The organism is Cobetia sp. 5-25-4-2 (assembly GCF_013374075.1).
Taxonomy (GTDB): domain Bacteria; phylum Pseudomonadota; class Gammaproteobacteria; order Pseudomonadales; family Halomonadaceae; genus Cobetia; species Cobetia marina.
Genome location: NZ_BLWK01000003.1, coordinates 370,639 through 393,100 on the forward strand (window position 1 = coordinate 370,639; position 22,462 = coordinate 393,100).

A 22,462-nucleotide genomic window follows, 5' to 3' on the forward strand; every position below is an offset into this window, starting at 1 on the left:
TGTGTTTTCCGGCATTCGGCATGCCTTTCACGGCGATTCCTGCACGCCGCCCTTGCACGACACCCGCAAGGGCGGCGCCTACCGGGCCGTCACTCTCGGCTGGGCCTCGGCACCACCACCACGCGCGTGCCTGAGGCGATGTCGTGCCAGCTGCGGTGTTCAGGGTCCCATAGCTGCCAGAGATACCCCAGTCCACCGCATCCCAGCGAGAGACCGGCAACCAGAAAACGCAGCAGACACTGAGGCAGTGTCGGTGCGCAGCCTTCCGGCGTCTGCAGCCTCAGCCGCCAGGCCTGCATGCCCAACGTCATGCCACTTCGACTCCAGAAGTAGGCAAAGAAGGCGAACACCGCCACCAGCAGAAGCGAGCGGAACAATGGCGACTGATTGGCCTCTCCGCCATTCGCGGCCACCCCCACGAACCCCAGCACGATCAACAGCGCCACTACCAGAAAGGTGTCATACACCAATCCGCCCAGACGCCGCATCAGCCCGGCAGGGCGCACGCCCTGCTGCGCGAAGCAGCGCCGGGCCACCGGGCACCGTGCCCTAGCCACTGCGACGAATCAGCAGCAGGCCGATCACGTAACAGGCGATCGTGGGGGCCAGTACTGCCCAGATGGGCGCGAACCCGAAGACCACCGAGGCCGGCGCCAACAGGTCCTGCAGGTATTTGAACAGCAGACCGACGATGATCCCGTAGAACACGCGCGTCCCGGCTGCCACGGTGCGCAACGGCCCGAACACGAAGGACGCTGCCACCAGCACCAGCGCTGCCAGCGTCAGCGGTTGCAGGATCTTCTGCCAGAAGTACAGCAATGGCTGGTTGGCGGACAGACCCTGCCCCTTCAGATAGCTGGCGTAGCGCCACAGATCAGAGGCGGATTGCTGCTTGGGTTCGGTGATCACCAGCTTGAGCAGGTCCGGCGTCAATCGGGTATCCCACTGGCGTGAGTCCTGCTGCTCGACACGCGTGGAGGCCACCTCGCCGCCTTCACGCTCGAAGACCGTGGTTTCCACCGCCTCCAGCGTCCAATGGTCGTCCTCCCAGACAGCACGCCGGGCGTACATGGCCTGTTTGAGCTCCTGATCATCATCGAATTGATAGCGGGTCACGTTGAGCACCACATCATCACTGCGGATCGAACCGAAGCGATAGAAGTTGTTGCCCTCACGCTGCCAGCCACCGCCTTCGGCATAGACGGCACCCGCCCCCTGCTGCTTCTCGGCGCGCCAGGCATCGGCCTGCATCTCGGTGACAGGCGCCACGTACTCACCCACGGCCATGGTGATGGCGATCACCAACCCGAGCGGCTTCATCACGCCCCACAGGATGCGCGTCAAGGAGCGGCCCGCCGCACGCATGATGGTCAGTTCATTGCTGGATGCCATGCTGCCCAGGCCGATCAAGGCCCCCAGCAGCACCCCTACCGGCACGAATTCGTAGAAACGTGACGGTAGCCTCATCAACAGGTAGAGCAAGACCTCAAGGGCACCGTAATCCCCCTCGACATCGCCCAGGTCATTGATATAGGTGATCATCAGGTCAAGCCCGAGGATCAGTACCTGTACCACCAGCATGGCCAGCAGCACGTTGCGCGCGATGTAACGGTCGAGACGATCAAGCAGCATCAGCGGCCACCTCCGCGGTTGTCGCGCCAGCTCAGCCAGAGGCCAAGCGCCAGATAGACGCCGTGAATGGGCCACAGGCCGATCGCGGCCGGATACTTGCCGGACGCGACGGCATTCTGAGCCGCGATCAGCAAGCTGAGGTAGGTGATATGCACGAAGATGGCCGGCAACAGACGCGCGAAGCGGCCCTGGCGCGGATTGACGCGCGCCAGTGGCAGACCGATCAGCATCAGGATCGGCACCATCAACGGCAGAGAGATACGCCATTGCAGCTGGGCCTGGGCTTCGGGCGTCTGCGTGGCCAACAACTCTCGGGTGGAGACGAGTTCGATGTCATCCTTGAGGCTTGCCTCGCTCTGCCCCTCGCTGACCCGCACCGCATAACGCTCGAAGCCCAGTCGCTGTGAAGCCGACTTGCCCGGCTCCACCGCGTAGCGTGAGCCATCCGCCAGCACCAGATAGCGACTGCCGGTCTCCTCGCTGACGTCCTGGAAGGCGCGCTCGGCGCGCACCACCGACTGACTCGGTTCGCTGTCATCGCGGCGGGTGGCCCCGTCATTGCCACGCTCGGCGATGAAGACGTGCTTCAGTTCGCTGTTGTCGTCACTCATGCTCTCGGCATAGACGGTGCGATCGCCGATTTGCTGAAAACGTCCCGCGCCCAGCACCGAGAAGTCGGTCTTCTGCTTCTGAAGCTCCAGCAACATCTCGTTCTTCAGCGCGCCAGCCGGCGTCAGGTAGAGGCTGCAGGCCGCCACCAGCGCCGTGATCAGCAGTGCCGGCAGCAAGGTGACGCGCAGCAGACGCTCCGGGCCGACACCACAGGCCACCAGCACGGTGATCTCACTGTTCATGTACAGCTGACCGAAGGCCAGCAGCACGGCCAGGAAGAAGGACAGCGGCAGCAGCAGCTCGAAGAACCCCGGCAGGTGATAGAGCATCAGGCTGCCGAGAATCGAGGCCGGGAAGTCCCCCTCTGCCGCGTCACTGAAATAGCGGATGAATCGGCTGCCCATGATGACAAGCATCAACACCCCGGCCACCGCGGCCATGGTGGTGAGAATCTCGCGTGTCAGGTAGCGGAAGATGATCAAATGAAACTCCTGTTTCCCACTCGCAATCGAGCGTGTTGACCAGAACGATGATAGCCGGTGAAGACACGATACGGGACACATGAAGATGCACCATCCCTCATGCATGCCGAACCGCCTTTGCGTACACTGGGCATCCGGCCTGCGCTTGCGCCTCGGCTCGGTGCGATCGAGTGTCGATGACACTGGGCGTGCCGAGCCCCGCAAGGGCATGCTCGAGCATTATCCAGAAAGCATGCAGCCTTGTCGCGGCCATGCCTTGCGACAGACACATGATCTTCCGCATGATGGACGGCACCGGGAGATGCTTGCCATCAGCGGCCAGTGTCCCCATTCAAAGGTCATGCTCGGTCAGACACCGATGGACGGCAGAGCCTCTTCACATCCGCCCCTGCCGGACCTGGATGCCTGACCCCGGATATCGCGACACGCCCGACCCGCTTCGGTATGACGCTATCCTCATTTTCGTATCCCTTACTCGCCCGCGTGGAGTTGTCATGGAATTTCCTGTTGTCACTGTCAATCCGGCCCAGCTAGAGACCGCCTGCCTGGTGGTTCCCGTCATTGAAGGCGAACTCGAAGGCGCCGCGGCACGTCTGGACGACGCCAGCGAGAAGCTGATTTCCCAGCTGATCGAACGCGGCGACTTCAAGGCCGAGCTGGGCAACACCCTGCTGCTGCCTTTCGCCCCGGGGCTCGGCGCACAGCGCCTGCTGCTGGCCGGGTTCGGCAAGGCCGAGAAACTCGACGAGAGCCGCTACAAGCGCGGACTGGACGCCGCCATGGCGGCACTGCTCAAGCTGCCGGTGGAAGACGCCGCCTTCGCGGGAGTCGGCCTCGATATCGAGCTGCGCGACGCCGCATGGAAGGCACGCATGATCGCCGAGAGCGCGCTGCGCAACGCCTACCGTTTCACCGAGATGAAGAGTCAGCCGGGCGAGCCTGCCTCTCTGACCCGTCTGAGCGTGGTAAGTGCCGACAAGAGTCAGCAGGAAGAACTGGAAGCGGGTATGCGTATTGGCGCGGCCATCGGCGAAGGGGTCAACGAAGCCCGCACCCTGGGCAATCTGCCGGGCAACATCTGCACCCCGACCTATCTGGGCGAGCGTGCCGAGCAACTGGGCAGCACTTCCGAAGGCGCACTGAAGGTGACCGTGCTGGGTGAGGAAGAACTCGAGAAGCTTGGCGCCCTGTCACTGCTCTCGGTCGGCCGTGGCAGTGAAGAGCCGAGCCGTCTGATCGTGATGGAATACCGCGGCGCGGAAGACGAGAACGAGGCACCGCACGTGCTGGTCGGCAAGGGCATCACCTTCGATACCGGTGGCATCTCGCTGAAGCCGGGCGCCGGCATGGACGAGATGAAGTACGACATGGGCGGCGCGGCGAGCGTCTTCGGCACCATGCGCACCGTGCTGGCACTCAAGCCCAAGCTCAACGTGGTCGCCATCGTGGCCAGCGCCGAGAACATGCCGGACGGCCGTGCCACCAAGCCGGGCGACATCATCAAGACCCTGAAGGGCCTGACCGTCGAAGTCCTCAACACCGACGCCGAAGGCCGCCTGGTGCTGTGCGACGCCCTGACGTACGCCGAGCGCTTCGAGCCGGCCAGCGTCGTCGACATCGCCACCCTGACCGGCGCCTGCGTCATCGCGCTGGGCAATCACGCCACCGGCCTGATCTCCAACGATGATGACCTGGCGCTGGATCTGCTGGATGCCGGGGAAGAAGCCTGGGACCGCGCATGGCACATGCCGTTGTGGGACGAGTATCAGGCACAGCTGGATTCCAACTTCGCCGACATCGCCAACATCGGTGGCCGTGAAGCCGGCATGATCACCGCAGGTTGCTTCCTGTCCCGCTTCGCGGACACCTTCCCGTGGGCGCACCTGGACATCGCCGGCACCGCCTGGCAGTCCGGCAAGCAGAAAGGTGCCAGCGGCCGCCCGGTGGGCCTGCTGACCCAGTATCTGCTGGATCGCGAAGCGGAACTCAATGCCGCCCAGGAAGAGACGCTCTGAGGCTTCGCATGCTCTCGATGGCGTGCTAGCGTTGAGACACGCGGGTCGGCACGCCACTCGGCACCGCTGACCCCAGAGGTCCTATAAAAATGATTCGACCCCCGGCGTTTCGCGCCGGGGGTCTCGCTGCTACGGAGACACCCACGTGACCAAAGGCTTCGACGTCCGCGCGTCCACGCAACCGGCGGATGCTGCCATTCGCGACACCATCCTGGCCAATCCCGGCTTCGGCCGTCACTTCAGCGACCACATGGCACACGTCCGCTGGACCGCCGATGGCGGCTGGCACGGCCATGAAGTCCGCCCCTATGGCCCGCTGAGCCTCGACCCCGCCGCCTCGGTACTGCACTACGCCCAGGAAATCTTCGAAGGCATCAAGGCCTATCGTCATGAAGACGGCTCGGTGTGGACCTTCCGCCCCGAGAAGAACGCGGCACGCTTCCGCAACTCCGCCCGCCGCCTGGCACTGCCGGAGCTGTCCGACGAGGACTTCGTCGGCTCGCTCAAGGCCCTGCTCGCCCAGGACAGCGCCTGGGTACCGACCCCCGCCAGCGCCAGCGATGAGTGCAGCCTCTACCTGCGCCCGTTCATGATCGCCAGCGAAGCCTTCCTCGGTGTGCGTCCGTCGCGTGAAGTCGATTACTACGTGATCGCCTCGCCGGTGGCCGCCTACTTCAAGGGTGGCATCAAGCCCGTCTCCATCTGGCTGTCCTCGCATTACAACCGTGCGGCGGCCGGTGGCACCGGTTTTGCCAAGTGTGGCGGCAACTATGCCGGTTCCCTGGCGGCCCAGAGCGAAGCTACCGCCAATGGCTGCGATCAGGTCGTCTTCCTGGATGCCGCCGAGAACAAGTGGGTCGAGGAACTGGGTGGCATGAACCTGTTCTTCGTCTTCAAGGATGGTCGTCTGGTCACGCCGCGTCTGACCGGCACCATTCTGGAAGGTGTCACCCGTGACTCCATCCTGACCATGGCGGGTGATCTCGGCCTGACGCCGGAAGAGCGCCCGGTCAGCATCGACGAGTGGCGCGAAGGTATCGCCTCCGGTGAGATCACCGAGGTGTTCGCCTGCGGTACCGCCGCCGTCATCACCCCGGTGGGCGAGCTGGTCAGCGAAGACGCGCGTCTGGATCTGACCGCCAATGCCGGCGACGTGGCCATGCGTCTGCGTCGCCAGCTGCTGGACCTGCAATACGGTCGCGCCGAAGACACGCGTGGCTGGATGACCCGCCTGGCGTAAGCCCTGTGGCCCATGCCAGACGACAACATGAAGGCCCGCCCCGCAAGAGGCGGGCCTTCATGTTTGCAGACGCGAAGATATCGCGCTTTCCGATGCGTACCGAGTCCCTCCTGCATCGAAGCCACGTGGCGAGTGCGGTATCCTGAGCGCTCGCGAACTCTTGCCACGAGCGGTGCCCATGACCCAGATCGACTTCTACATCCTGCCCGATACCACGCTGGAAGCCCGGCTGGAATTCGCCTGCCGTCTGGCCGAGACCATCCATGCCAAGGGGTTCCGCCTGCACGTGCATGTCGAGGATGAGGCGATGGCGCGTCAGTTCGATGAGCACCTGTGGCAGTTCCGCCCCGAGAGCTTCGTACCCCATGCGCTGGATATCGATCTGGATCTCGCGGCGCGCGAGGCAGAACACGCCGATGACGTGCCACGTCCGCCCGTGACCATCGGTTGGCAGGACGCGCCGGCACCGGGCATCGAGGCACTGCTCAACCTGCACCCCGAGATCCCCGAGTGGTTCTCGCGTTTCGAGCGCGTCGCCGAGATCATCAACCAGCATCAGGATGTGCTGGTCACCAAGCGCGAATGCTGGCGTACCTACAAGTCACGCGGCTATGCGGTGCGTTCGCATCAGCTCAAGGGCGTGAGCTGACGCCGGCAGGTGCCGGTGGTGCTGTCAGCCGACTCAGCGCTCGCGTTCCTCGTCTTGCTCCCGAGCCTCGAGAAACTCGCGAAAACGCACGATCAGCCACTCGATCCAGTGCTCGACGTCCAGCATGCCGGGGGGACTCTCCCCCACCGCAAAGAATTCCGGCGGCAGGCCATCGGCTTCCGCACCCGTTCGCTCGCCGATACGCACAGCCCACAACGGCGCCTCACGCGGCAGACGCTGGATCTCGCTGAACAGCGACGCCACGCTCATGTCGGCGACGTCTCCGAAGATGACCATGCAGGGGCTGACATCACGCACCAGGCGCAAGGCCTGAGCCGCGCTGCTGGCAGTGATGATGTCCAGATTGGCGACATGGCTGCCGATCACTTCCAGGCGCAGTCTGTCCTCCGCGCGCGTGCTGATCACCAGCCAGCGACACGCCACTGGCAGCGCCTGATCTGCCGACCATGCCGCCTTCACGACCCGTTCATGGGCACTGACATCCGCCAACGGCAGCCATACCCGGAAACAGGCCCCCTCGCCCAGTACGCTCTGCGCGGTGATCTCCCCCTGCATCCGCCGCGCCAGCTCCCGCGACAGCGCAAGCCCGAGGCCCGTGCCCTCGATTCCCGAATCCTCACGGCCCAGACGCGAGAAAGGCTGGAACAGCTGAGCCGCCTGATTCGGGTCAAACCCGAAGCCACCATCCTCGACATCCACCCAGGCCATCTCTTGGCCGTGGGAGTCGATACCGCGTCCGAGAGCGAGACGTATCCAGCCGCCCGCGCGGTTGTACTTGATGGCATTCCCCATCAGGTTGCCGAGAATCTGGTCCAGACGACGGCGATCGGCATTCAGCCACAGCGACGCCTCTTCCAGCGCCAGTGACAGCGTCAGTTCCGCCTGGTCCAGCCGCGGCTGGTACTGACTGACGAGGCGAATCAGGTGCTGGCCGATCGACAGAGGCTGGCAATCGAGGGGCAGTTCTCCCGCTTCAAGGCTCGACATCTGCAGCACGTCCTCGATCAGCGCCGAGAGCTGGCTTGCCGCGTGGCCCGCTTCATCCACATAGCGACGCTGTTCGCGCGTCAGGGACGATTCGTCCGCCAGCAGGTCAGTGAAGCCCAGGATGGCATTGAGGGGCGTGCGGATCTCGTGACTGAAGCTCGAGAAGAACCGCGACTTGGACTGACTTGCCTCGGTGGCGCTGTCACGTGCCGCTTCCAGCACCTGCAGCGTCTGCTTGTGACGCTGGATGTCCAGCACCACCCCCGTGGCACGCAGCGGTCGTCCGTCACCATCGCGGCGGGTCACCTGACCTCGCACCTGCATCCACACCCAGCTGCCGTCGGCATGGCGGTAACGCACGTCACGCGCCTCGGCCCAGCTGTCGCCATGCAACACGCGCCAGCGGGATTCCAGCATCCCCGCCAGATCCTCCGGGTGAGTCATGGCATCGAGATCGGCCAGATGCATGCTGGCCTGGATGGGGAGTCCCATCATCAGGAAGAAGTTCTCGTGGAAGTGGAGATCATCACGCTCGAAGTCATACCGCCAGGTCGCATCACCGGAGGCCGCCATCACCATCTCGACATGCCGGGCATCCTCGGCGCGTTCGAGCTCGATCTGATCACGCCGCAATGCGGCTTCCCGCAGGGCTTCCCCCGCCTGGTCAAGCTCTTGCAAGGCAAAACGCTGACGCACCACCGGCTGTCCGCGACCGATGCGCAGCGCCATGTCACTCAAGCGTTCCAGGGCTTCGGAAAGCGTGGTGGCCATGGACTCCGCCCGCCAGCGCATCACCACCAGCAGGACCAGGAAGAAGGCGATCAGGCCGACCAGCATCACGTAACCCAACTGATTGAAACGCGTATTCCAGTGCTGGATGCCGCTTTCCACCTGCTGCGGGTCCACCACGGCCAGCAGCCGCCAGTCCGTACCCGCCACCGGATACCACGCCACCAGCCGCTCACCGGCGAGCAGCGGTATCTTGCGCATGCCATGGGGAGCATCATCGATACCATGCAGCAGGCGCACCATCTCCGGCGACTTGCTCTGATCACGTGCCGTTTCCAGGAAGCGATCATGCGTCAACGGGGTCGGCTCGATCCGCGGAGTGACATGCACCCCGAAATCCTTCTGACCGGCCTCGGGCATGGCCAGTACGCTGTTGCCACTCACCAGCACCAGATAGGCGTTCCAGGGAAGTCGCGTGCTCTCGAGATGCTTCGCCAGCGCATCGAGCGTGACATCGATACCGACGACCCCCTCAAGAAAGTCCCCACGATGCACCGGCATCAGGGTCGAGATCAGCCAGCCTCCCCCGACGGGGTCCTGATAGGCCGGCGTCACGACCGGCTCACGCGTGGGATTGTTGCGATCATCGGCCAGGTAATAGAAGCCGTAGCTGGTGAGATCCACCCCGGGGGTGAAGATGCCGTGGGTGTCGATCCACGGCTTGATACGGAAATAGCCGTCGTAGCTGGAGAACCACGCCTGACGCAGCTCGGGACGGATCTCGAGCATGTCCTGCATGACCGTATCCAGCCGCGACAGCCGTGCCACCTTGCCGTAGTCCTGCAGATAACTGGGGGCCAGCGACGAATAATAGGAGCCGGCCTCCCCGTCATCCTCGGCCACGTAAAGGGTGCCATCCTCACTGAAGACATGACGCGCCATCTCTCGGACACGCTCGCCCGGCGCGATGGGAGCATCCATCTCACGGAGTGCCGAGTGTGCCAGCTGCTGCACTTCCCTGCGCCAATCCTCCACCACCATGCCGGCATGCTCCGCCTCATAACGGCTCAGCTGCTCAAGCTGGGTACGGATCAGGTCTTCACGGGTCGCTTCCTGCTGCTGCGCGACCAGCCAGTGCAAGCCCAGATAACCGCCCAGCAGTGCCACCTCCATCACCAGCAGTGGCACCAGGGCATGACGCAGCAGTTCATGCCAGACCCAGCGACGGGTCGGACGAGGTGCACCATCCGTGGGGCGAGGCTTGGACATTGCGGCTCCGCGAGCAGGATCAGGAGGGAGACTCCGAGGCGAGGCACCTCGGCGTCAGCAGGTTGCGACAGGATACGGCATCATTGCGTGGATGTTGCCTGCTTTGTGAAACCGTCCCCTTGGCGAGGGCCACAAGAGCCTGCACGCCAAGACCGAATGACGCCTGACATCAGCGGCGCTATAATCGAGCCCATTTTCTGCCTGCGCTGCCCCGCTCACTGAGCCGGCGCGGGACGTCCCGCCCAACCGGATCATTTGCAGACCCATGGACAAGACCTACCAACCGAACGCCATCGAGACGCGCTGGTACGAGCGCTGGGAATCCGAGAATCGCTTTGCGCCGTCAGGCCAGGGCGAGAGCTTCTCACTGGTCATCCCGCCGCCCAACGTCACCGGCTCCCTGCACATGGGCCATGCCTTCCAGGATTCCATCATGGACACCTTGGTGCGCTGGCGTCGCATGCAGGGTCGCAACACCCTGTGGCAGGTAGGCACCGACCACGCCGGCATCGCCACGCAGATGCTGGTGGAGCGCAAGGTCGCCGCCGAAGAAGGCAAGACGCGTCATGATCTGGGTCGCGAAGCCTTCACCGACAAGATCTGGGAGTGGAAGGAAGAGTCCGGCGGCAACATCACGCGTCAGCTGCGTCGCATGGGCACCAGCATCGACTGGAGCCGCGAGCGCTTCACCATGGACGATGGCTTCTACAAGGCCGTGCAGGAAGTCTTCGTGCGCCTGCACAAGGAAGACCTCATCTACCGTGGCAAGCGTCTGGTCAACTGGGACCCGACCCTGCACACCGCGATCTCCGATCTCGAAGTCGAGAACCGTGATCAGCAAGGCAGCTTCTGGCACTTCCGCTATCCGCTCGCCGATGGCGTCAAGACCGCCGATGGCAAGGACTACGTCGTGGTTGCCACCACGCGCCCGGAAACCCTGTTGGGTGACACCGGCGTGGCCGTCAATCCCAAGGATGAGCGCTACGAAAGCCTGGTCGGCAAGTTCATCGAACTGCCGCTGGTCGGCCGTCGCATCCCCATCGTCGCCGATGAACACGCCGACATGGAAAAGGGCTCCGGTTGCGTCAAGATCACTCCGGCACACGACTTCAATGACTACGAAGTCGGCAAGCGTCAGGGCCATCTGCTGATCAACGTGATGAGCCAGGATGCCACCATCCTGGAGCGCGCCGAGATCTACGACCTGCAGGGACGTCCGCAGCCCCAGGAAGATGCCAGCCTGCCGGCCGCCTACGCCGGACTGGATCGCTTCGTCGCGCGCGAGAAGCTGGTCGCCGACATGGACGCGCTGGGTCTGCTGGAGCAGGTCGAGACCATCAACAACACCCTGCCCCACGGTGACCGCTCCGGCGACGTCATCGAGCCGCTGCTGACGGACCAGTGGTTCGTGGCCGTCGAGGAGCTGGCACGCCCGGCCATCGAGGCGGTCGAGAACGGCGACATCGAGTTCGTGCCCAAGAACTACGAGAACATGTACTTCGCGTGGATGCGTGACCTGCAGGATTGGTGCATCTCGCGTCAGCTGTGGTGGGGCCACCGCATTCCGGCCTGGTATGACAACGACGGCAACGTCTATGTCGGCCGCAACGAGGAAGAAGTCCGCGCCGAGAACCAGCTGGGTGCCGACATCGAACTGCGTCAGGACGAAGACGTCCTCGACACCTGGTTCAGCTCTGCGCTGTGGACCTTCGGCACCCTCGGCTGGCCGGCGGACACCGAAGAACTCAAGACCTTCCACTCCACCGACGTGCTGGTCACCGGCTTCGACATCATCTTCTTCTGGGTGGCGCGGATGATCATGTTCACCCTGAAGTTCAAGGGTGAAGTGCCGTTCCGCAAGGTCTACGTGCATGGTCTGGTGCGTGACAGCCTCGGCCAGAAGATGTCCAAGTCCAAGGGCAACGTGCTCGACCCCATCGACCTGATCGACGGCATCGGCCTGGATGAGCTGGTCGAGAAGCGTACCGGCAACATGATGCAGCCCAAGAAGGCCAAGGCGATCGCCAAGGCCACGCGCAACGAGTTCCCGGAGGGCATCGAGCCGCACGGTACCGATGCGCTGCGCTACACCCTGCTGTCACTGGCTTCCACCGGGCGTGACGTGAAGTTCGACATGGGCCGTCTCGACGGCTATCGCAACTTCTGCAACAAGCTGTGGAACGCGGCGCGCTACGTGCTGATGAATGCCGAGGACCAGGATTGCGGCGTCAACGGCGAAGCCGTCGAGCTGTCACTGGCCGATCGCTGGATCATCGCGCGCCTGCAGCAGACCGAGCAGCAGGTCACCCGCGCGCTGGAAGAGTTCCGCTTCGACCACGCCTCCCAGGCGCTCTATGAGTTCATCTGGAACGAGTACTGCGACTGGTATCTGGAGCTGTCCAAGCCGGTGTTGTGGGACGAGAACGCCAGCGCGGAAGCCAAGCGCGGCACGCGTCGCACCCTGGTGCGCGCGCTCGAGACCATCCTGCGCCTGATCCACCCGATGATGCCGTTCATTTCCGAGGAGATCTGGCAGCGCATCGCGCCTCACGCCGGCAAGCCGGTGGAAGGCGAGAGCATCATGAGCCAGGCGTGGCCGCAGGCCGACGCCGAGCGGATCGATGAGCAGGCCATCCGTGACATCGAGTGGCTCAAGGGCATCATCATCGCGGTGCGCAATATCCGCAACGAGCTGAACCTGTCCCCGGGCAAGCCGCTGGAGGTCTACCTGCAGAACGGGGCCGACGGCGACGCCGAGCGTCTGGAAGCCAATCGTCTGTTCCTGTCCAAGCTGGCCCGTCTGGAAAGCATCACCTTCCTGGCGGCGGGCGATGAAGCGCCGATGTCCGCCATCCAGCGCGTCGGTGAGCTGGAAGTGCTGGTGCCGATGGCAGGCCTGATCGACAAGGATGCCGAGCTCAAGCGCATCGACAAGGAACACGAGAAGCAGCAGAAGGTCATCACCGGTCTCGAGAACAAGCTCGGCAACGAGAAGTTCGTCGGTCGCGCACCGGCCGATGTGGTCGAGAAGGAGCGCGCCAAGCTGGCCGATGCCCAGGCGGAGCTTGCACTGCTGGAAAGTCAGCGCGCCAAGATCGAAGCGCTGTAAGCCACACTCGTCTTGATCGCAGGCAAAAGCCCCCGGCACCGAAAGGTGCCGGGGGCTTTCTTCATTCCGGGCATGTCACGGGAGTCGTCGCAGGCGCTCAGTCGTCGCAGGCGCTCAGTCGTCGCTGGCGCTCAGTCGTCGCTGGACGCGACAGGCATGAAGGTCGCCAGCAGGTAGCCGGTGTCATCCATCACCCGCAGGCGAGCGCTCTCGCCACTGCCGACGATCTGATAGCGAGCCACCTCCTCCAGCATGCGATTGAAGGCATTGGACTGCTCCGGATTGGGGCACATCTTCATGGTCGAGGCCAGCGGGCCGATCTCCAGGGTCTGGCGAGACTCATCCAGTACCACCGGCCCCATCAGACGATTGCAGCCATTGCTGCCCACCAGACGCAGGCGGTCATCCTCTTCATCCGCCAGCTGCTCCGGTGTCGGGGCCTGCAACAGGAAATTGGGCGCCTCACCGGTCTCCTCGGTCTTCGAGAAGCTCCAGGGGGTACCGACCAGCGCAGGGCTCGCACTGCCGGCACCGCTCCCGCCGCCCTGCCCGGCGTCCGTCGCGCCTGAGTGACTGACCGCGCAGCCGGCCAGCAGGGAAGTCGCGATCGCCAGCGAAGTGGCAAGTGATAGACGGCGCAAGATGACGCTCATGAAGAGATCCCCCGTGATGAGCCTGCCTCGATGTCAGGCATTGATGAAACGATCGGGCGCGAGCATGCAGACCCGTCGCGCAAACCACAAGCCCCTTGATGCCCTGCGCCATCCCGGTCCCGACAGGCCGACTGGCTTGCGAGACGATAGCCCGCCAGATCGCGTCTGACGCAACGATGCTTCTCTCCTGGAACATTCGAAAACAGTGTTTCTTGAAGAGCCTTTGAAATTACCATACGCCGTGAAGGCAGCGATAGGGATCGCTTGCTGATGCTTGATGATACCTCGCACCATCTGCACCAGGAGGGACGGAGATGCTGACCAGACGACTACTGGCACTCAATGCCACAGGATTCGCCTTGCTGATCAGCTGGTGGGTACCGGCACTGGATTTCTGGCCCGATCTGGACGGCCGGGTATTCTGGGCATTCAATCACCTCATCTCGCCACTCAATCCGCACTGGGATACCCTGCTGGGGCTTCTCAACACGCGGTTCTTCGATGCGGCGGCCTTCGGCCTGATGGGTGTCCTGTTCTGCTGGGCGATGCTTGAGGATTCGCGCCCCGACCGCTACCGGCGCTGGACCAGCCTCGGCATCACCATGTTGCTGACCGCCGGTATCATCTCGCTGTTCGTGCTGCGCGCCATCAGCTACGGCCATGCCAGTCCGACTCGCGTCTTCCAGCATGCACAGCATCTCTCCGACCTGGTGTCCTTCAAGACCAAGGACTCGGCCTCGAACAGCTTCCCGGGGGATCACGGCTTGATGCTGATGGTCTTCGCCGGTTACATGTGGGCCTTCGCCCCACGACGCATCGCGCTGTGGAGTCTGGCATTCGTGGTGATATTGAGTGCCCCACGCATCATGGTGGGTGCCCATTGGTTCAGTGATGTCTATCTGGGCTCGCTCAGCATTGCACTGATCATTCTGCCCTGGGTGCTGTGTACGCCCGTGGCGCGCCGTCTGGCGAGAGCCATCGAGCGCTGCCTGTCAGGCCTTGGCCGGCACACGCTCGAGAACTGAAGAGCGACTCGAGAGCGCAAGACAGCCTCGAATCACCCCACGAGTGTCCTGTCGGCAAAGTGCCCATGTTCTGCCGGGGGCTCACCCTGCCCCCCCTGGCGCGCCGTCTCAGGGGCAGCCAAGAGGCTGCTTGACTCGCCTTCCCTTTCCTGCTGCCGCTCCCCCCCCGCTACCACCCGGTCGCGCCCCTGATGTTTGGCGTGGTACAGGCGACGATCCGCCAGCTGCAGCAGGTCATCCAGTGATTCACACTCATGACTGACGGCGACCCCTATCGAGACGGTGACCGGCACGGCGCTTCCCGCAAACTGTGGCGGCGAGCTGGCCAGCAGGGAACGTATCCGTCCCGCCACGGAAATCGCCTCGCCGCGCCCGCTGCGCGGCAACAGCACCAGAAACTCCTCACCACCGATACGCCCTGCTCTATCCCCCTGGCGCAGTGTGGCATTGAGCAGGCGCCCGATCTGTCTCAGGGCCTCATCACCTGCCGCATGCCCCCGCAGATCATTGATCTTCTTGAAGTGATCCACATCCATCATCAATACCGAGCAGGGCACGGCGTCCTGCCACCATTTTTCCGCCTGGCGCAGGGCCTGGCGCCGATTGAACAGCCCGGTCAGCTCATCGCGACTGGCATCCTGGCGGTACTGGCGTTCGAAGTGTTCGGTGAGTGCCAGCATGCGCCACAGGAAGGTGACCATCAGCATGAAGACGGCAAACAGGTTGAATGACTGCATGATCCAGACAGGGATGAAGCCATCGGAAACATGCTGAGAGGCCACCATCAGCGACAGCACTGCAGCGACGAAGAGAGACAGCGTGCTGATGACACGCACCTTGCCTGACAGGGGAGCAAGATGGATACCGGCCATCACGATGAAGAAGTAATACTCGTAGCCGGCGGCATTGCCGAAGCAGTAGGAGGCAAGCCAGGTCATCAACGTCAGACTGCCCAGTACCAGCACCAGAGCCATCAGCATGTGATGCTGACGATGCAACAGCACCCCCAGCAGCCCCACCAGCACCATGATGCCGCTGGCGAACGCCAGGCGTGGTGCCTTGAGCACCATGAAGACAGGCAGCCAGGCCACATAAAGGCCCAGCACCATCAGATAGACCCACAGATAGGCATGATAGAAACGGCGATGCTCGACAGCGAGCAGACGCGGTTCTTGACGCAACCAGGCACGAGCAACACTCAACATCAGGCAGTCCTTGCCATTCGGCAGTCATCACGTGGGCGAAACTCTCATGACACGGACACGGCCAGCGCGCGACAGGGGGAGTGTCATGGAGCCTGCACCTGTCTGGACGGCAGGGGTAGCCCTGCACAACACCAGAAAGCCACCGCATGACGTGTCATGTCTCATGCGGCGAGCATTATCGTTCTGATCACAGCATAAGCCCAAATACCGGTTCCGCCAGCCCCGCACCGACATTGCGTCACCATTGTGCGACGCTTGCCCGCGCCTGCGCGCCGTCGGGCATCGCGACCCCGGCATGAGCGTTACCAGCTGCCGGTATTGGCCATCGAGACCCACGGTTCCTGCGGCGCAAGGGGTTCGCCGGCCTGCAGCAACTCCAGCGAGATGCCATCCGGGCTCTTCACGAACGCCATGTGGCCGTCACGCGGTGGGCGATTGAGGGTCACGCCATTGTCCATCAGATGCTGACAGGTGGCGTAGATGTCCTCGACACGATAGGCCAGATGACCGAAGTTGCGCCCGCCTTCATAGTCTTCCGGATCCCAGTTGTGCGTCAGCTCCAGCATCGGCGCCTGCATCTCACGGGCACGTTCGGCATCCTGCGGGGCTGCCAGGAAGATCAGCGTGAAGCGGCCCTTCTCGGAATCCTTGCGCGAGATCTCGACCATGCCGAGCAGGTCACGGAAGAAATGCAGTGAAGCGTCGACATCACGGATACGCAGCATGGTGTGCAGATATTGCATGGATCACTCTCTTGAACGATGGATGAGCCGGCACTGAAGACGGGAAAGGACGTACGCCGAGCGAAGCGGGCTCGGCGTACGGGAATATTCTAGACACACGACTGCCGCGCGACGAGTCTCCTCGCCACGCGGCAATGTGGTGATGCTTGCATCCTGCTGCTGGCGCCTCGCACCGTCAGGCGATGCGTGAACTGCGCTCCAGCCGCACGGGGACCGCCTTGGAGGCAGGTGTGCCGGTATCGCTGCCATGGCTTTCCAATGCGACCAGCACATTGGTTTCCGGATAATAGGCACCGATGCAACCGGCCGGGATATCGTATTCCACCAGCTTGAACTGAGGCGCACGCCGCTCACTGCCATCCGGGCGCGGCTCACCGACCATGTCGACCCAGTCACCATCGGCCAGCCCCAGGCGGGCAAGGTCCTGCGCATTGATGAAGACCACTCGACGCTGACCCGACACGCCACGATAGCGGTCGTTGTAGCCATAGACGGTGGTGTTGTACTGGTCATGGCTACGCATGGTCTGCAGGGTCAACCAGCCTTCCCGACGCGCGAGCTGCTGATGCAGCACGGACCCCGGCAGCGCCGCCGCCGAGAACTGCGCTTGGCCACTGGTGGTGGGGAAGCGCAGCTCACGCACCGGATTGGCGAGATGGAAACCGCGCTTGTGGGCCAGACGGGCATTGAAATCGGCAAAGCCGGGAATCACCGCCGCGATCTCGTCGCGGATGAGATCATAGTTCTCGCTCAGCGCCTCCCAGTTGACCGGGTCACTCACGCCGCGCCGTGGCAGCACCCGGGCAAGCGTGGCGCGCGCGATACCCGCGATGATGCCGGGTTCCGAGCGCAGCTCGTCACTGGCCGGCGCCTTGATGCCAGCGCTTGAGTGCACCATCGACATCGAGTCCTCGACGCTAATGTGCTGGGAGGCCACCTGTGCGGAGCGGTCGATCTCGCTGCGCCCCAGACACGGCAGAATCAGCGCTTGCGTCGTCTTGCCGATCACCAGATGACTGCGGTTGAGCTTGGTGCTGATCTGGACGTTGAGCTTGAGGTTGCGCATGGCCGCCTCGGTGCGCTCGCTGTCCGGCGTGGCGCGCGTGAAGTTGCCGCCCAGCGCGATGAAGGTCTTCGCCCTGCCCTGTTCCAGCGCCGCCAGACTCTCCACGGTGTTGAAGCCCTGGCCACGCGGCATGCTCACGCCATAGCGGGCTTCGAGTGCATCGATCAACGCGGCCGGCGCCTTCTCGTCGATGCCCATGGTGCGGTCACCCTGGACATTGGAATGTCCGCGAACGGGGCAGGCACCGGCACCGGGACGCCCGAAATGGCCCCCGAGCAACAGCAGATTGACGATCTCCCGGACGCTGTCCACGGCGTGCAGATGTTGCGTGATGCCCATCGCCCAGGTGCAGATGACATTGTCGGCCCCGGCGAAGATCATCGCGGCCTCCTCGAGCTGCGTACGGGTCAGCCCGGACTGATCCTCGAGCGTGGCCCAGTCCGTCGCCTCGACCACGTCCTGCCAGGCCGTCGCTCCCCGCGTGTGGTGCTCGATGAAGGAAGCAGCGCGCGTGAATTCGCCGCGCGCCTCCATGGCGAAGAGTGCCTTGGCCATACCACGCACCGCCGCCATGTCACCCCCCATCCGCGGCTGGTAATAACGATGGCTGATGGGCTGACTGGAGAGGGTCATCATCTCCAGCGGCGACTGCGGGTCGGCGAAGCGCTCCAGCCCCCGTTCACGCAACGGATTGAAGCTGACGATGCGCGCCCCACGTCGAGAGGCACGTCGCAGATCCCCCAGCATGCGGGGATGGTTGGTGCCGGGGTTCTGACCGAACACGAAGATGGCATCCGCGTGCTCGAAATCCTCCAGCAGTACCGTGCCCTTGCCGACACCGAGACTCGCCTTCATGCCGACGCCACTGGCCTCATGACACATGTTGGAGCAGTCGGGGAAGTTGTTGGTGCCGAACAGACGCACGAACAGCTGATACAGATAGGCCGCCTCGTTGCTGGCGCGTCCGGAGGTATAGAACAGCGCCTCATCCGGTGACGTCAGCGCATCGAGGTGCTCGGCGATGATCGCGAAGGCCGCCTCCCAGCTGATCGGTTCATAGCGGTCACTGGCCGCGTCATAGCGCATCGGCTCGGTCAGGCGGCCCTGATCCTCGAGCATGAAGTCGTCCCAGCCCAGCAGCTCCGTGACGGTGTGCTGAGCGAAGAAGCTTGGCGTGACACGCTTGGCGGTCACTTCCCAGGCCACTGCCTTGGCGCCGTTCTCGCAGAATTCGAAGGAGGAGCCGTGCTCCGGATCGCCCCAGGCGCAGCCGGGGCAGTCAAAGCCCTTGTCCTGATTGGCCTTGAGCAGGGAGCGCACGCTCTTCCATGGCGCCCTGGAGTGGCTGACATGCTGACCGACGCTCTTGAGCGCCCCCCAGCCGCCCGCCGGACCGGAGTAGGCAGCGATGCGGGGATGGCGCGTCATCCTCTCATCCTCACGTGGCAGGCGAGCCGATGCGTGCTCAGGCGTCTCGGGGGCGGCAATATCAGTCATGTCAGGGTCCACAGGCAAAAGGGGAAGGCGGGAAAGGATCAGACAGGCGTGAGTACGCGCCAGGGGCCGTCAGTCGGCCTGCCCACTGAGCAGCTCGAGTCGACGCCCGCGATGGGCACAGATCAGGTTGAGATCACAGGCCCGCGCGGTCTCCACCGCCAGGCGTGAAGGCACGGCAAGGGTGGCAAGCGTCGGAATGCGGGCACGGATGGTCTTCTGGACCAGCTCCAGACTGCAGCGACTGGAGACCAGCAGTGCCTCGGGCCAGACGCCGCTGTCGAGACTCATGCCGATCACGCGGTCCAGCGCATTGTGGCGACCGATATCGGCCCCCTGCGAGATCAGGCCGCCCTCGGCGTCCAGCCCCAGCGCCAGGTGCATGCCGCGCCGTGTCGCGCGCTCCAGGCGCTCCAGCCCACGCATCAACGCCTCAGGTGAGAGCGCTGCCCGTGGCGGCAGGCGTGTCAGGCCAGCCATCAGCTCGGCCTCATCCTGCACGCCGCAGGCGCCACAGCTGGACACGCTGCTCTCGCGCCGCTGATGGTGCTCGGCCTTGCGCGCCAGCGACTCGCTGACGTCCAGACGCACCGCCAGCCCATGGCGCAGCCGCGAGAGATGGATGGCGGTGACCTCCTCACGCCGCGTGATCCAGCCTGCGGTGAAGGCGTGCCCCAGCGCCAGTGGCTCCAGCGCCTCGGGGCTCGCCAGCAGCGTGCCCATCGGGATCTCATTGAGCACCAGACTCACGGGTAGCTCGGAGGGCCCATCCAGCTCTCGCAAGGGCCGCTCACGCGCATCCTGATAACGCAGTCCCTCGGTCGCTGCTTGATAGAGTGAATCACTCATTCCGACACCCCGTTGTGCGCGACATCACTGTGCAGATTCGCGAATGTACGCAAGCCGTCATGGCGATACGATAGCGTCATCATCGATCGCTCACCAATTGAACTCGCCCGTACCTTGATAGACACCATCAATGAAATTGCCAGCATGAGGCGACCCCTTGATCCCGCGCAGGAAATTCGTGCGCGAGTCACGTAAAATATGCCGCCAAACCACGAAGGCTCGCCTGGACGACGCGGCACTCACGCGCTGTCGCACGCCTTCCCTTCTGATCATCCTGCTCCGGATTTACGTTCCGGCCCGCATGAGGACTCCTGCATGACCGATACCCCCACGACCGTCGCACCGGCTGCCGACACCGCTCGTCCCAGCCCGCTGGCGCCGCAGCATGTCGTCTGCGCACTCTACAAGTTCGTCACCCTCGAGGACTTCGAGTCGCTGCGCGAACCGCTGCTGGCAGTGATGGACGAGCATGGCATCCGCGGCACCCTGCTGCTGGCACGCGAAGGCATCAATGGCACCGTCTCCGGCTCTCGCGCCGGCATCGATGCCCTGCTGGCCTGGCTGATGGCAGACCCGCGCCTGGCGGAACTGGACACCAAGCAGTCTCTGGCAGAGCAGTCCCCCTTCCTGCGAGCCAAGGTCAAGCTCAAGCGCGAGATCGTCACCATGGGCGTGGAAGGGATCGACCCGCGCCATACCGTCGGCACCTACGTGGAACCGAAGGACTGGAACGCGCTGATCTCCGACCCTGACGTGCTGCTGATCGACACCCGCAACGACTATGAAGTGGAAGTGGGGACCTTCAAGGGTGCCGTCAACCCGAACACGGCCGCTTTCCGTGATTTCCCGGACTATGTCTCCCGTGAGCTGGACCCGCAGCAGCACCGCAAGGTGGCGATGTTCTGCACCGGAGGCATTCGCTGCGAGAAATCCACCGCCTATCTGAAGGAGCAGGGGTTTGAGGAGGTCTATCACCTCAAGGGCGGCATTCTGAAGTATCTGGAAGAGGTGCCCCAGGAAGAGACGCTGTGGCAGGGCGAATGTTTCGTGTTCGATGACCGTGTCACCGTCGACCACAAGTTGCGCCCCGGTCAGTTTGACCAATGTCACGCCTGCCGTCTGCCGATCACGCAAGCGGACAAGCAGAGCGACAAGTACCAGAAGGGTGTCAGCTGCCCGCGCTGCTACGACAAGCTCAGCGATGCCCAGAAGGCACGCTTTGCCGAGCGCGAGAATCAGATTCGTCTCGCCGAGCAACGGGGTGAGGCGCACCTGGGCAAGGACGCGCTCGCCCAGATGCAGGCGCGTCGTGACGCCAAGCAGCGTCAGCGCGAAGCGGCTCGTCTGGCCGCGCTCAAGGCGCAGACGCAGGACGCCGACAAGGGCTGACCCCCACCTCGTGCGTGGCTGAAGACTGATCAAGACACCCCGTTTTCACGGGGTGTCTTGCGTTGCCCCCTCCATCATCCGTCCACGTCTGCCGACCGAGGGAGCGAGCGCAACAGCTCCAGCACGGCATTCAGCCGACGGCTATGCTGTTGGCCGCTACGCCACAGCAGCCCCACCGTCTCGCCCTCCCCGGGCAGGCGTCGCGCCACCAGCCCCGTACCGAGACGCGAGTCGGCAAGGTATTCCGCCAGCACGCTCACCCCCAGGCCCGCCTCCAGCATCACGCCCAGCGCCGCGATGGAATTGGCTTCCAGCAACGGCGACGGCTGATGGTTCAGCTGAGCCAGTTGCTGATTGAGCCGGCGTCGCTGCTGCATCTCCGGCGTCAGCAGCACCAGCGGATACTCCCGCAGACACTCCCATGCGGGTGTCTCGGGCAGCAGGAAATGCGCCTGACTGGCAATCAGCGCCGAATGCTCCTGATAGAGCGGTCGGCAGGCGAAGCCGCTCATGGCGGGGGCCGCCGGATAGCCGACCGCGAGATCCAGCTCACCATCCTCCAGCCCCTGAGCCAGCGAGGAGGTGGACAGCTCCCGCATGCGCAGGGAGAGCTGGGGAAAGGCCTCACGCAGACGCGGCAGGAATTCCCCCACCGCCGCCAGCGCGGACGGCACGACACCCAGCGTCAGCCGACCGGTCAGCACGGCCTCGGGTGACAGATCTCCCTTGAGCTCATCCAGCTCGGCGATGATGCGCCGCGCATGCGTCAGCACCCGCTCCCCCTCCGGCGTGAAGCCTTCGAAACGATGCCCTCTGAGAATCAGCGCCGTGCCCAGCTCCTCCTCGAGCTGCTTGAGACGCGCCGAGAGCGTCGGCTGGGTGACATGGCAGACTCGCGCCGCCCGTCCGAAATGGCGTTCATTGGCCAGCGCGACCAGAAAGCCCAACTGCCGATGATCCATGACGGGGTCCTTGCGAGGGGGAGAGTAGAGAAAGTGAATGTCACGCAGAGCAGATGCACGCGACGACGGAAGGCCGGACACGACGACGCCCGGCGGAAATCACCGGGCGTCATCATCGGCGCAGGGCCGCTATTGCATCGCGCCTCATGCCTCACGTCTCATGCTGACAGTGAAGCGGCGTGTCTGGCGACCTGCTTACTGGGCAGCGTCCTGAACGGCTTCACCTGCGTGTTCGACATCCTGGCCGGCACCGTCAACGGTGTTGCAGCCGGAGAGTGCCGCCACAGTGAAGAAAGAGGCGAACAGCAGTGCAATGGTACGGGACATGGTC

General features: G+C 63.9%; 17 protein-coding genes. 6 read left to right on the forward strand and 11 right to left on the reverse strand.

What is annotated here, in order from left to right; all coding sequences use genetic code 11:
* Nucleotides 1-89: 89 nt before the first annotated feature.
* Genes HXS65_RS09135 through lptF form a run of 3 tightly spaced genes read right to left on the reverse strand, consistent with a single transcriptional unit; the run spans nucleotide 90 to nucleotide 2,726 of the window.
* Complete coding sequence (locus HXS65_RS09135) at nucleotides 90-536, reverse strand: RDD family protein (RefSeq protein ID WP_240499617.1); 447 nt, start codon at nucleotides 534-536, stop codon at nucleotides 90-92.
* Nucleotides 537-549: 13 nt separating this feature from the next.
* Nucleotides 550-1,632, reverse strand: a complete 1,083-nt coding sequence (gene lptG, locus HXS65_RS09140) for an LPS export ABC transporter permease LptG (protein ID WP_077378750.1) — start codon at nucleotides 1,630-1,632, stop codon at nucleotides 550-552.
* On the reverse strand, nucleotides 1,632-2,726 hold the full coding sequence (gene lptF, locus HXS65_RS09145) for an LPS export ABC transporter permease LptF (RefSeq protein WP_169477242.1): 1,095 nt from the start codon (nucleotides 2,724-2,726) through the stop codon (nucleotides 1,632-1,634). The genes lptG and lptF overlap by 1 nt, the downstream gene beginning before the upstream one ends.
* A gap of 494 nt (nucleotides 2,727-3,220) precedes the next feature.
* Between lptF and HXS65_RS09150 the strand changes: the two genes are divergently transcribed.
* The 3 genes from HXS65_RS09150 (at nucleotide 3,221) to HXS65_RS09160 (ending at nucleotide 6,630) form a co-directional block, all read left to right on the forward strand.
* Nucleotides 3,221-4,741, forward strand: a complete 1,521-nt coding sequence (locus HXS65_RS09150; RefSeq protein WP_176493702.1) for a leucyl aminopeptidase — start codon at nucleotides 3,221-3,223, stop codon at nucleotides 4,739-4,741.
* Nucleotides 4,742-4,886: 145 nt separating this feature from the next.
* Entirely contained in the window at nucleotides 4,887-5,981 is a 1,095-nt protein-coding gene (locus HXS65_RS09155) for a branched-chain amino acid aminotransferase (RefSeq protein ID WP_084209423.1), read from the forward strand.
* A 178-nt stretch (nucleotides 5,982-6,159) separates the two neighbouring features.
* Complete coding sequence (locus HXS65_RS09160) at nucleotides 6,160-6,630, forward strand: DNA polymerase III subunit chi (RefSeq protein WP_077378736.1); 471 nt, start codon at nucleotides 6,160-6,162, stop codon at nucleotides 6,628-6,630.
* Between the two features lie 33 nt (nucleotides 6,631-6,663).
* Here HXS65_RS09160 and HXS65_RS09165 read toward each other — a convergent pair whose 3' ends face one another.
* Entirely contained in the window at nucleotides 6,664-9,636 is a 2,973-nt protein-coding gene (locus tag HXS65_RS09165; protein WP_176493703.1) for an ATP-binding protein, read from the reverse strand.
* A 265-nt stretch (nucleotides 9,637-9,901) separates the two neighbouring features.
* Here HXS65_RS09165 and HXS65_RS09170 point away from each other — a divergent pair, with 265 nt between their 5' ends.
* Nucleotides 9,902-12,745, forward strand: a complete 2,844-nt coding sequence (locus HXS65_RS09170; protein ID WP_176493704.1) for a valine--tRNA ligase — start codon at nucleotides 9,902-9,904, stop codon at nucleotides 12,743-12,745.
* 131 nt (nucleotides 12,746-12,876) lie between these two features.
* Here the strand turns inward: HXS65_RS09170 and HXS65_RS09175 are convergent, their stop codons facing one another.
* Nucleotides 12,877-13,398, reverse strand: coding sequence for an META domain-containing protein (locus HXS65_RS09175; RefSeq protein WP_176493705.1), 522 nt, complete (start codon nucleotides 13,396-13,398; stop codon nucleotides 12,877-12,879).
* 314 nt (nucleotides 13,399-13,712) lie between these two features.
* On the opposite strand from HXS65_RS09175, the gene HXS65_RS09180 reads away from it, so the two are divergent.
* Nucleotides 13,713-14,423, forward strand: coding sequence for a phosphatase PAP2 family protein (locus HXS65_RS09180; RefSeq protein WP_176493706.1), 711 nt, complete (start codon nucleotides 13,713-13,715; stop codon nucleotides 14,421-14,423).
* Nucleotides 14,424-14,455: 32 nt separating this feature from the next.
* Here the strand turns inward: HXS65_RS09180 and HXS65_RS17635 are convergent, their stop codons facing one another.
* The 4 genes from HXS65_RS17635 to HXS65_RS09200 all read right to left on the reverse strand — a co-directional run bounded on the left by HXS65_RS17635 (nucleotide 14,456) and on the right by HXS65_RS09200 (nucleotide 19,780).
* Nucleotides 14,456-15,628 carry a GGDEF domain-containing protein gene (locus HXS65_RS17635; protein ID WP_176493707.1) on the reverse strand — a complete coding sequence of 391 codons (1,173 nt, stop codon included), beginning with the start codon at nucleotides 15,626-15,628 and terminating at the stop codon, nucleotides 14,456-14,458.
* Between the two features lie 302 nt (nucleotides 15,629-15,930).
* On the reverse strand, nucleotides 15,931-16,371 hold the full coding sequence (locus tag HXS65_RS09190) for a VOC family protein (RefSeq protein ID WP_084209428.1): 441 nt from the start codon (nucleotides 16,369-16,371) through the stop codon (nucleotides 15,931-15,933).
* A 175-nt stretch (nucleotides 16,372-16,546) separates the two neighbouring features.
* Entirely contained in the window at nucleotides 16,547-18,934 is a 2,388-nt protein-coding gene (locus HXS65_RS09195; RefSeq protein WP_375782207.1) for an FdhF/YdeP family oxidoreductase, read from the reverse strand.
* 69 nt (nucleotides 18,935-19,003) lie between these two features.
* Nucleotides 19,004-19,780 (reverse strand): formate dehydrogenase accessory sulfurtransferase FdhD, encoded by a 777-nt coding sequence (locus tag HXS65_RS09200; RefSeq protein ID WP_176493708.1) that lies wholly within the window; start codon nucleotides 19,778-19,780, stop codon nucleotides 19,004-19,006.
* Nucleotides 19,781-20,095: 315 nt separating this feature from the next.
* Between HXS65_RS09200 and HXS65_RS09205 the strand changes: the two genes are divergently transcribed.
* Complete coding sequence (locus HXS65_RS09205; protein ID WP_077378703.1) at nucleotides 20,096-21,169, forward strand: rhodanese-related sulfurtransferase; 1,074 nt, start codon at nucleotides 20,096-20,098, stop codon at nucleotides 21,167-21,169.
* A 74-nt stretch (nucleotides 21,170-21,243) separates the two neighbouring features.
* On the opposite strand, the gene HXS65_RS09210 is transcribed toward HXS65_RS09205, so the two are convergent.
* Both HXS65_RS09210 and HXS65_RS09215 read right to left on the reverse strand, forming a co-directional pair.
* Nucleotides 21,244-22,131, reverse strand: a complete 888-nt coding sequence (locus HXS65_RS09210) for a LysR family transcriptional regulator (protein WP_176493709.1) — start codon at nucleotides 22,129-22,131, stop codon at nucleotides 21,244-21,246.
* A gap of 195 nt (nucleotides 22,132-22,326) precedes the next feature.
* Nucleotides 22,327-22,458 carry an entericidin A/B family lipoprotein gene (locus HXS65_RS09215; RefSeq protein ID WP_077378697.1) on the reverse strand — a complete coding sequence of 44 codons (132 nt, stop codon included), beginning with the start codon at nucleotides 22,456-22,458 and terminating at the stop codon, nucleotides 22,327-22,329.
* Nucleotides 22,459-22,462 lie beyond the last annotated feature (4 nt).

Bases quoted from the DNA above. Each gene is read 5' to 3' on its own strand.
- lptG (WP_077378750.1), bottom strand. From the start codon at position 1,632: ATGCTGCTTGATCGTCTCGACCGTTACATCGCGCGCAACGTGCTGCTG.
- HXS65_RS09200 (WP_176493708.1), bottom strand. From the start codon at position 19,780: ATGAGTGATTCACTCTATCAAGCAGCGACCGAGGGACTGCGTTATCAG.
- HXS65_RS09210 (WP_176493709.1), bottom strand. From the start codon at position 22,131: ATGGATCATCGGCAGTTGGGCTTTCTGGTCGCGCTGGCCAATGAACGC.
- HXS65_RS09205 (WP_077378703.1), top strand. From the start codon at position 20,096: ATGACCGATACCCCCACGACCGTCGCACCGGCTGCCGACACCGCTCGT.
- HXS65_RS09190 (WP_084209428.1), bottom strand. From the start codon at position 16,371: ATGCAATATCTGCACACCATGCTGCGTATCCGTGATGTCGACGCTTCA.
- HXS65_RS09175 (WP_176493705.1), bottom strand. From the start codon at position 13,398: ATGAGCGTCATCTTGCGCCGTCTATCACTTGCCACTTCGCTGGCGATC.
- HXS65_RS17635 (WP_176493707.1), bottom strand. From the start codon at position 15,628: ATGTTGAGTGTTGCTCGTGCCTGGTTGCGTCAAGAACCGCGTCTGCTC.
- HXS65_RS09165 (WP_176493703.1), bottom strand. From the start codon at position 9,636: ATGTCCAAGCCTCGCCCCACGGATGGTGCACCTCGTCCGACCCGTCGC.
- HXS65_RS09150 (WP_176493702.1), top strand. From the start codon at position 3,221: ATGGAATTTCCTGTTGTCACTGTCAATCCGGCCCAGCTAGAGACCGCC.
- HXS65_RS09180 (WP_176493706.1), top strand. From the start codon at position 13,713: ATGCTGACCAGACGACTACTGGCACTCAATGCCACAGGATTCGCCTTG.
- HXS65_RS09160 (WP_077378736.1), top strand. From the start codon at position 6,160: ATGACCCAGATCGACTTCTACATCCTGCCCGATACCACGCTGGAAGCC.
- HXS65_RS09170 (WP_176493704.1), top strand. From the start codon at position 9,902: ATGGACAAGACCTACCAACCGAACGCCATCGAGACGCGCTGGTACGAG.
- HXS65_RS09215 (WP_077378697.1), bottom strand. From the start codon at position 22,458: ATGTCCCGTACCATTGCACTGCTGTTCGCCTCTTTCTTCACTGTGGCG.
- HXS65_RS09195 (WP_375782207.1), bottom strand. From the start codon at position 18,934: ATGACTGATATTGCCGCCCCCGAGACGCCTGAGCACGCATCGGCTCGC.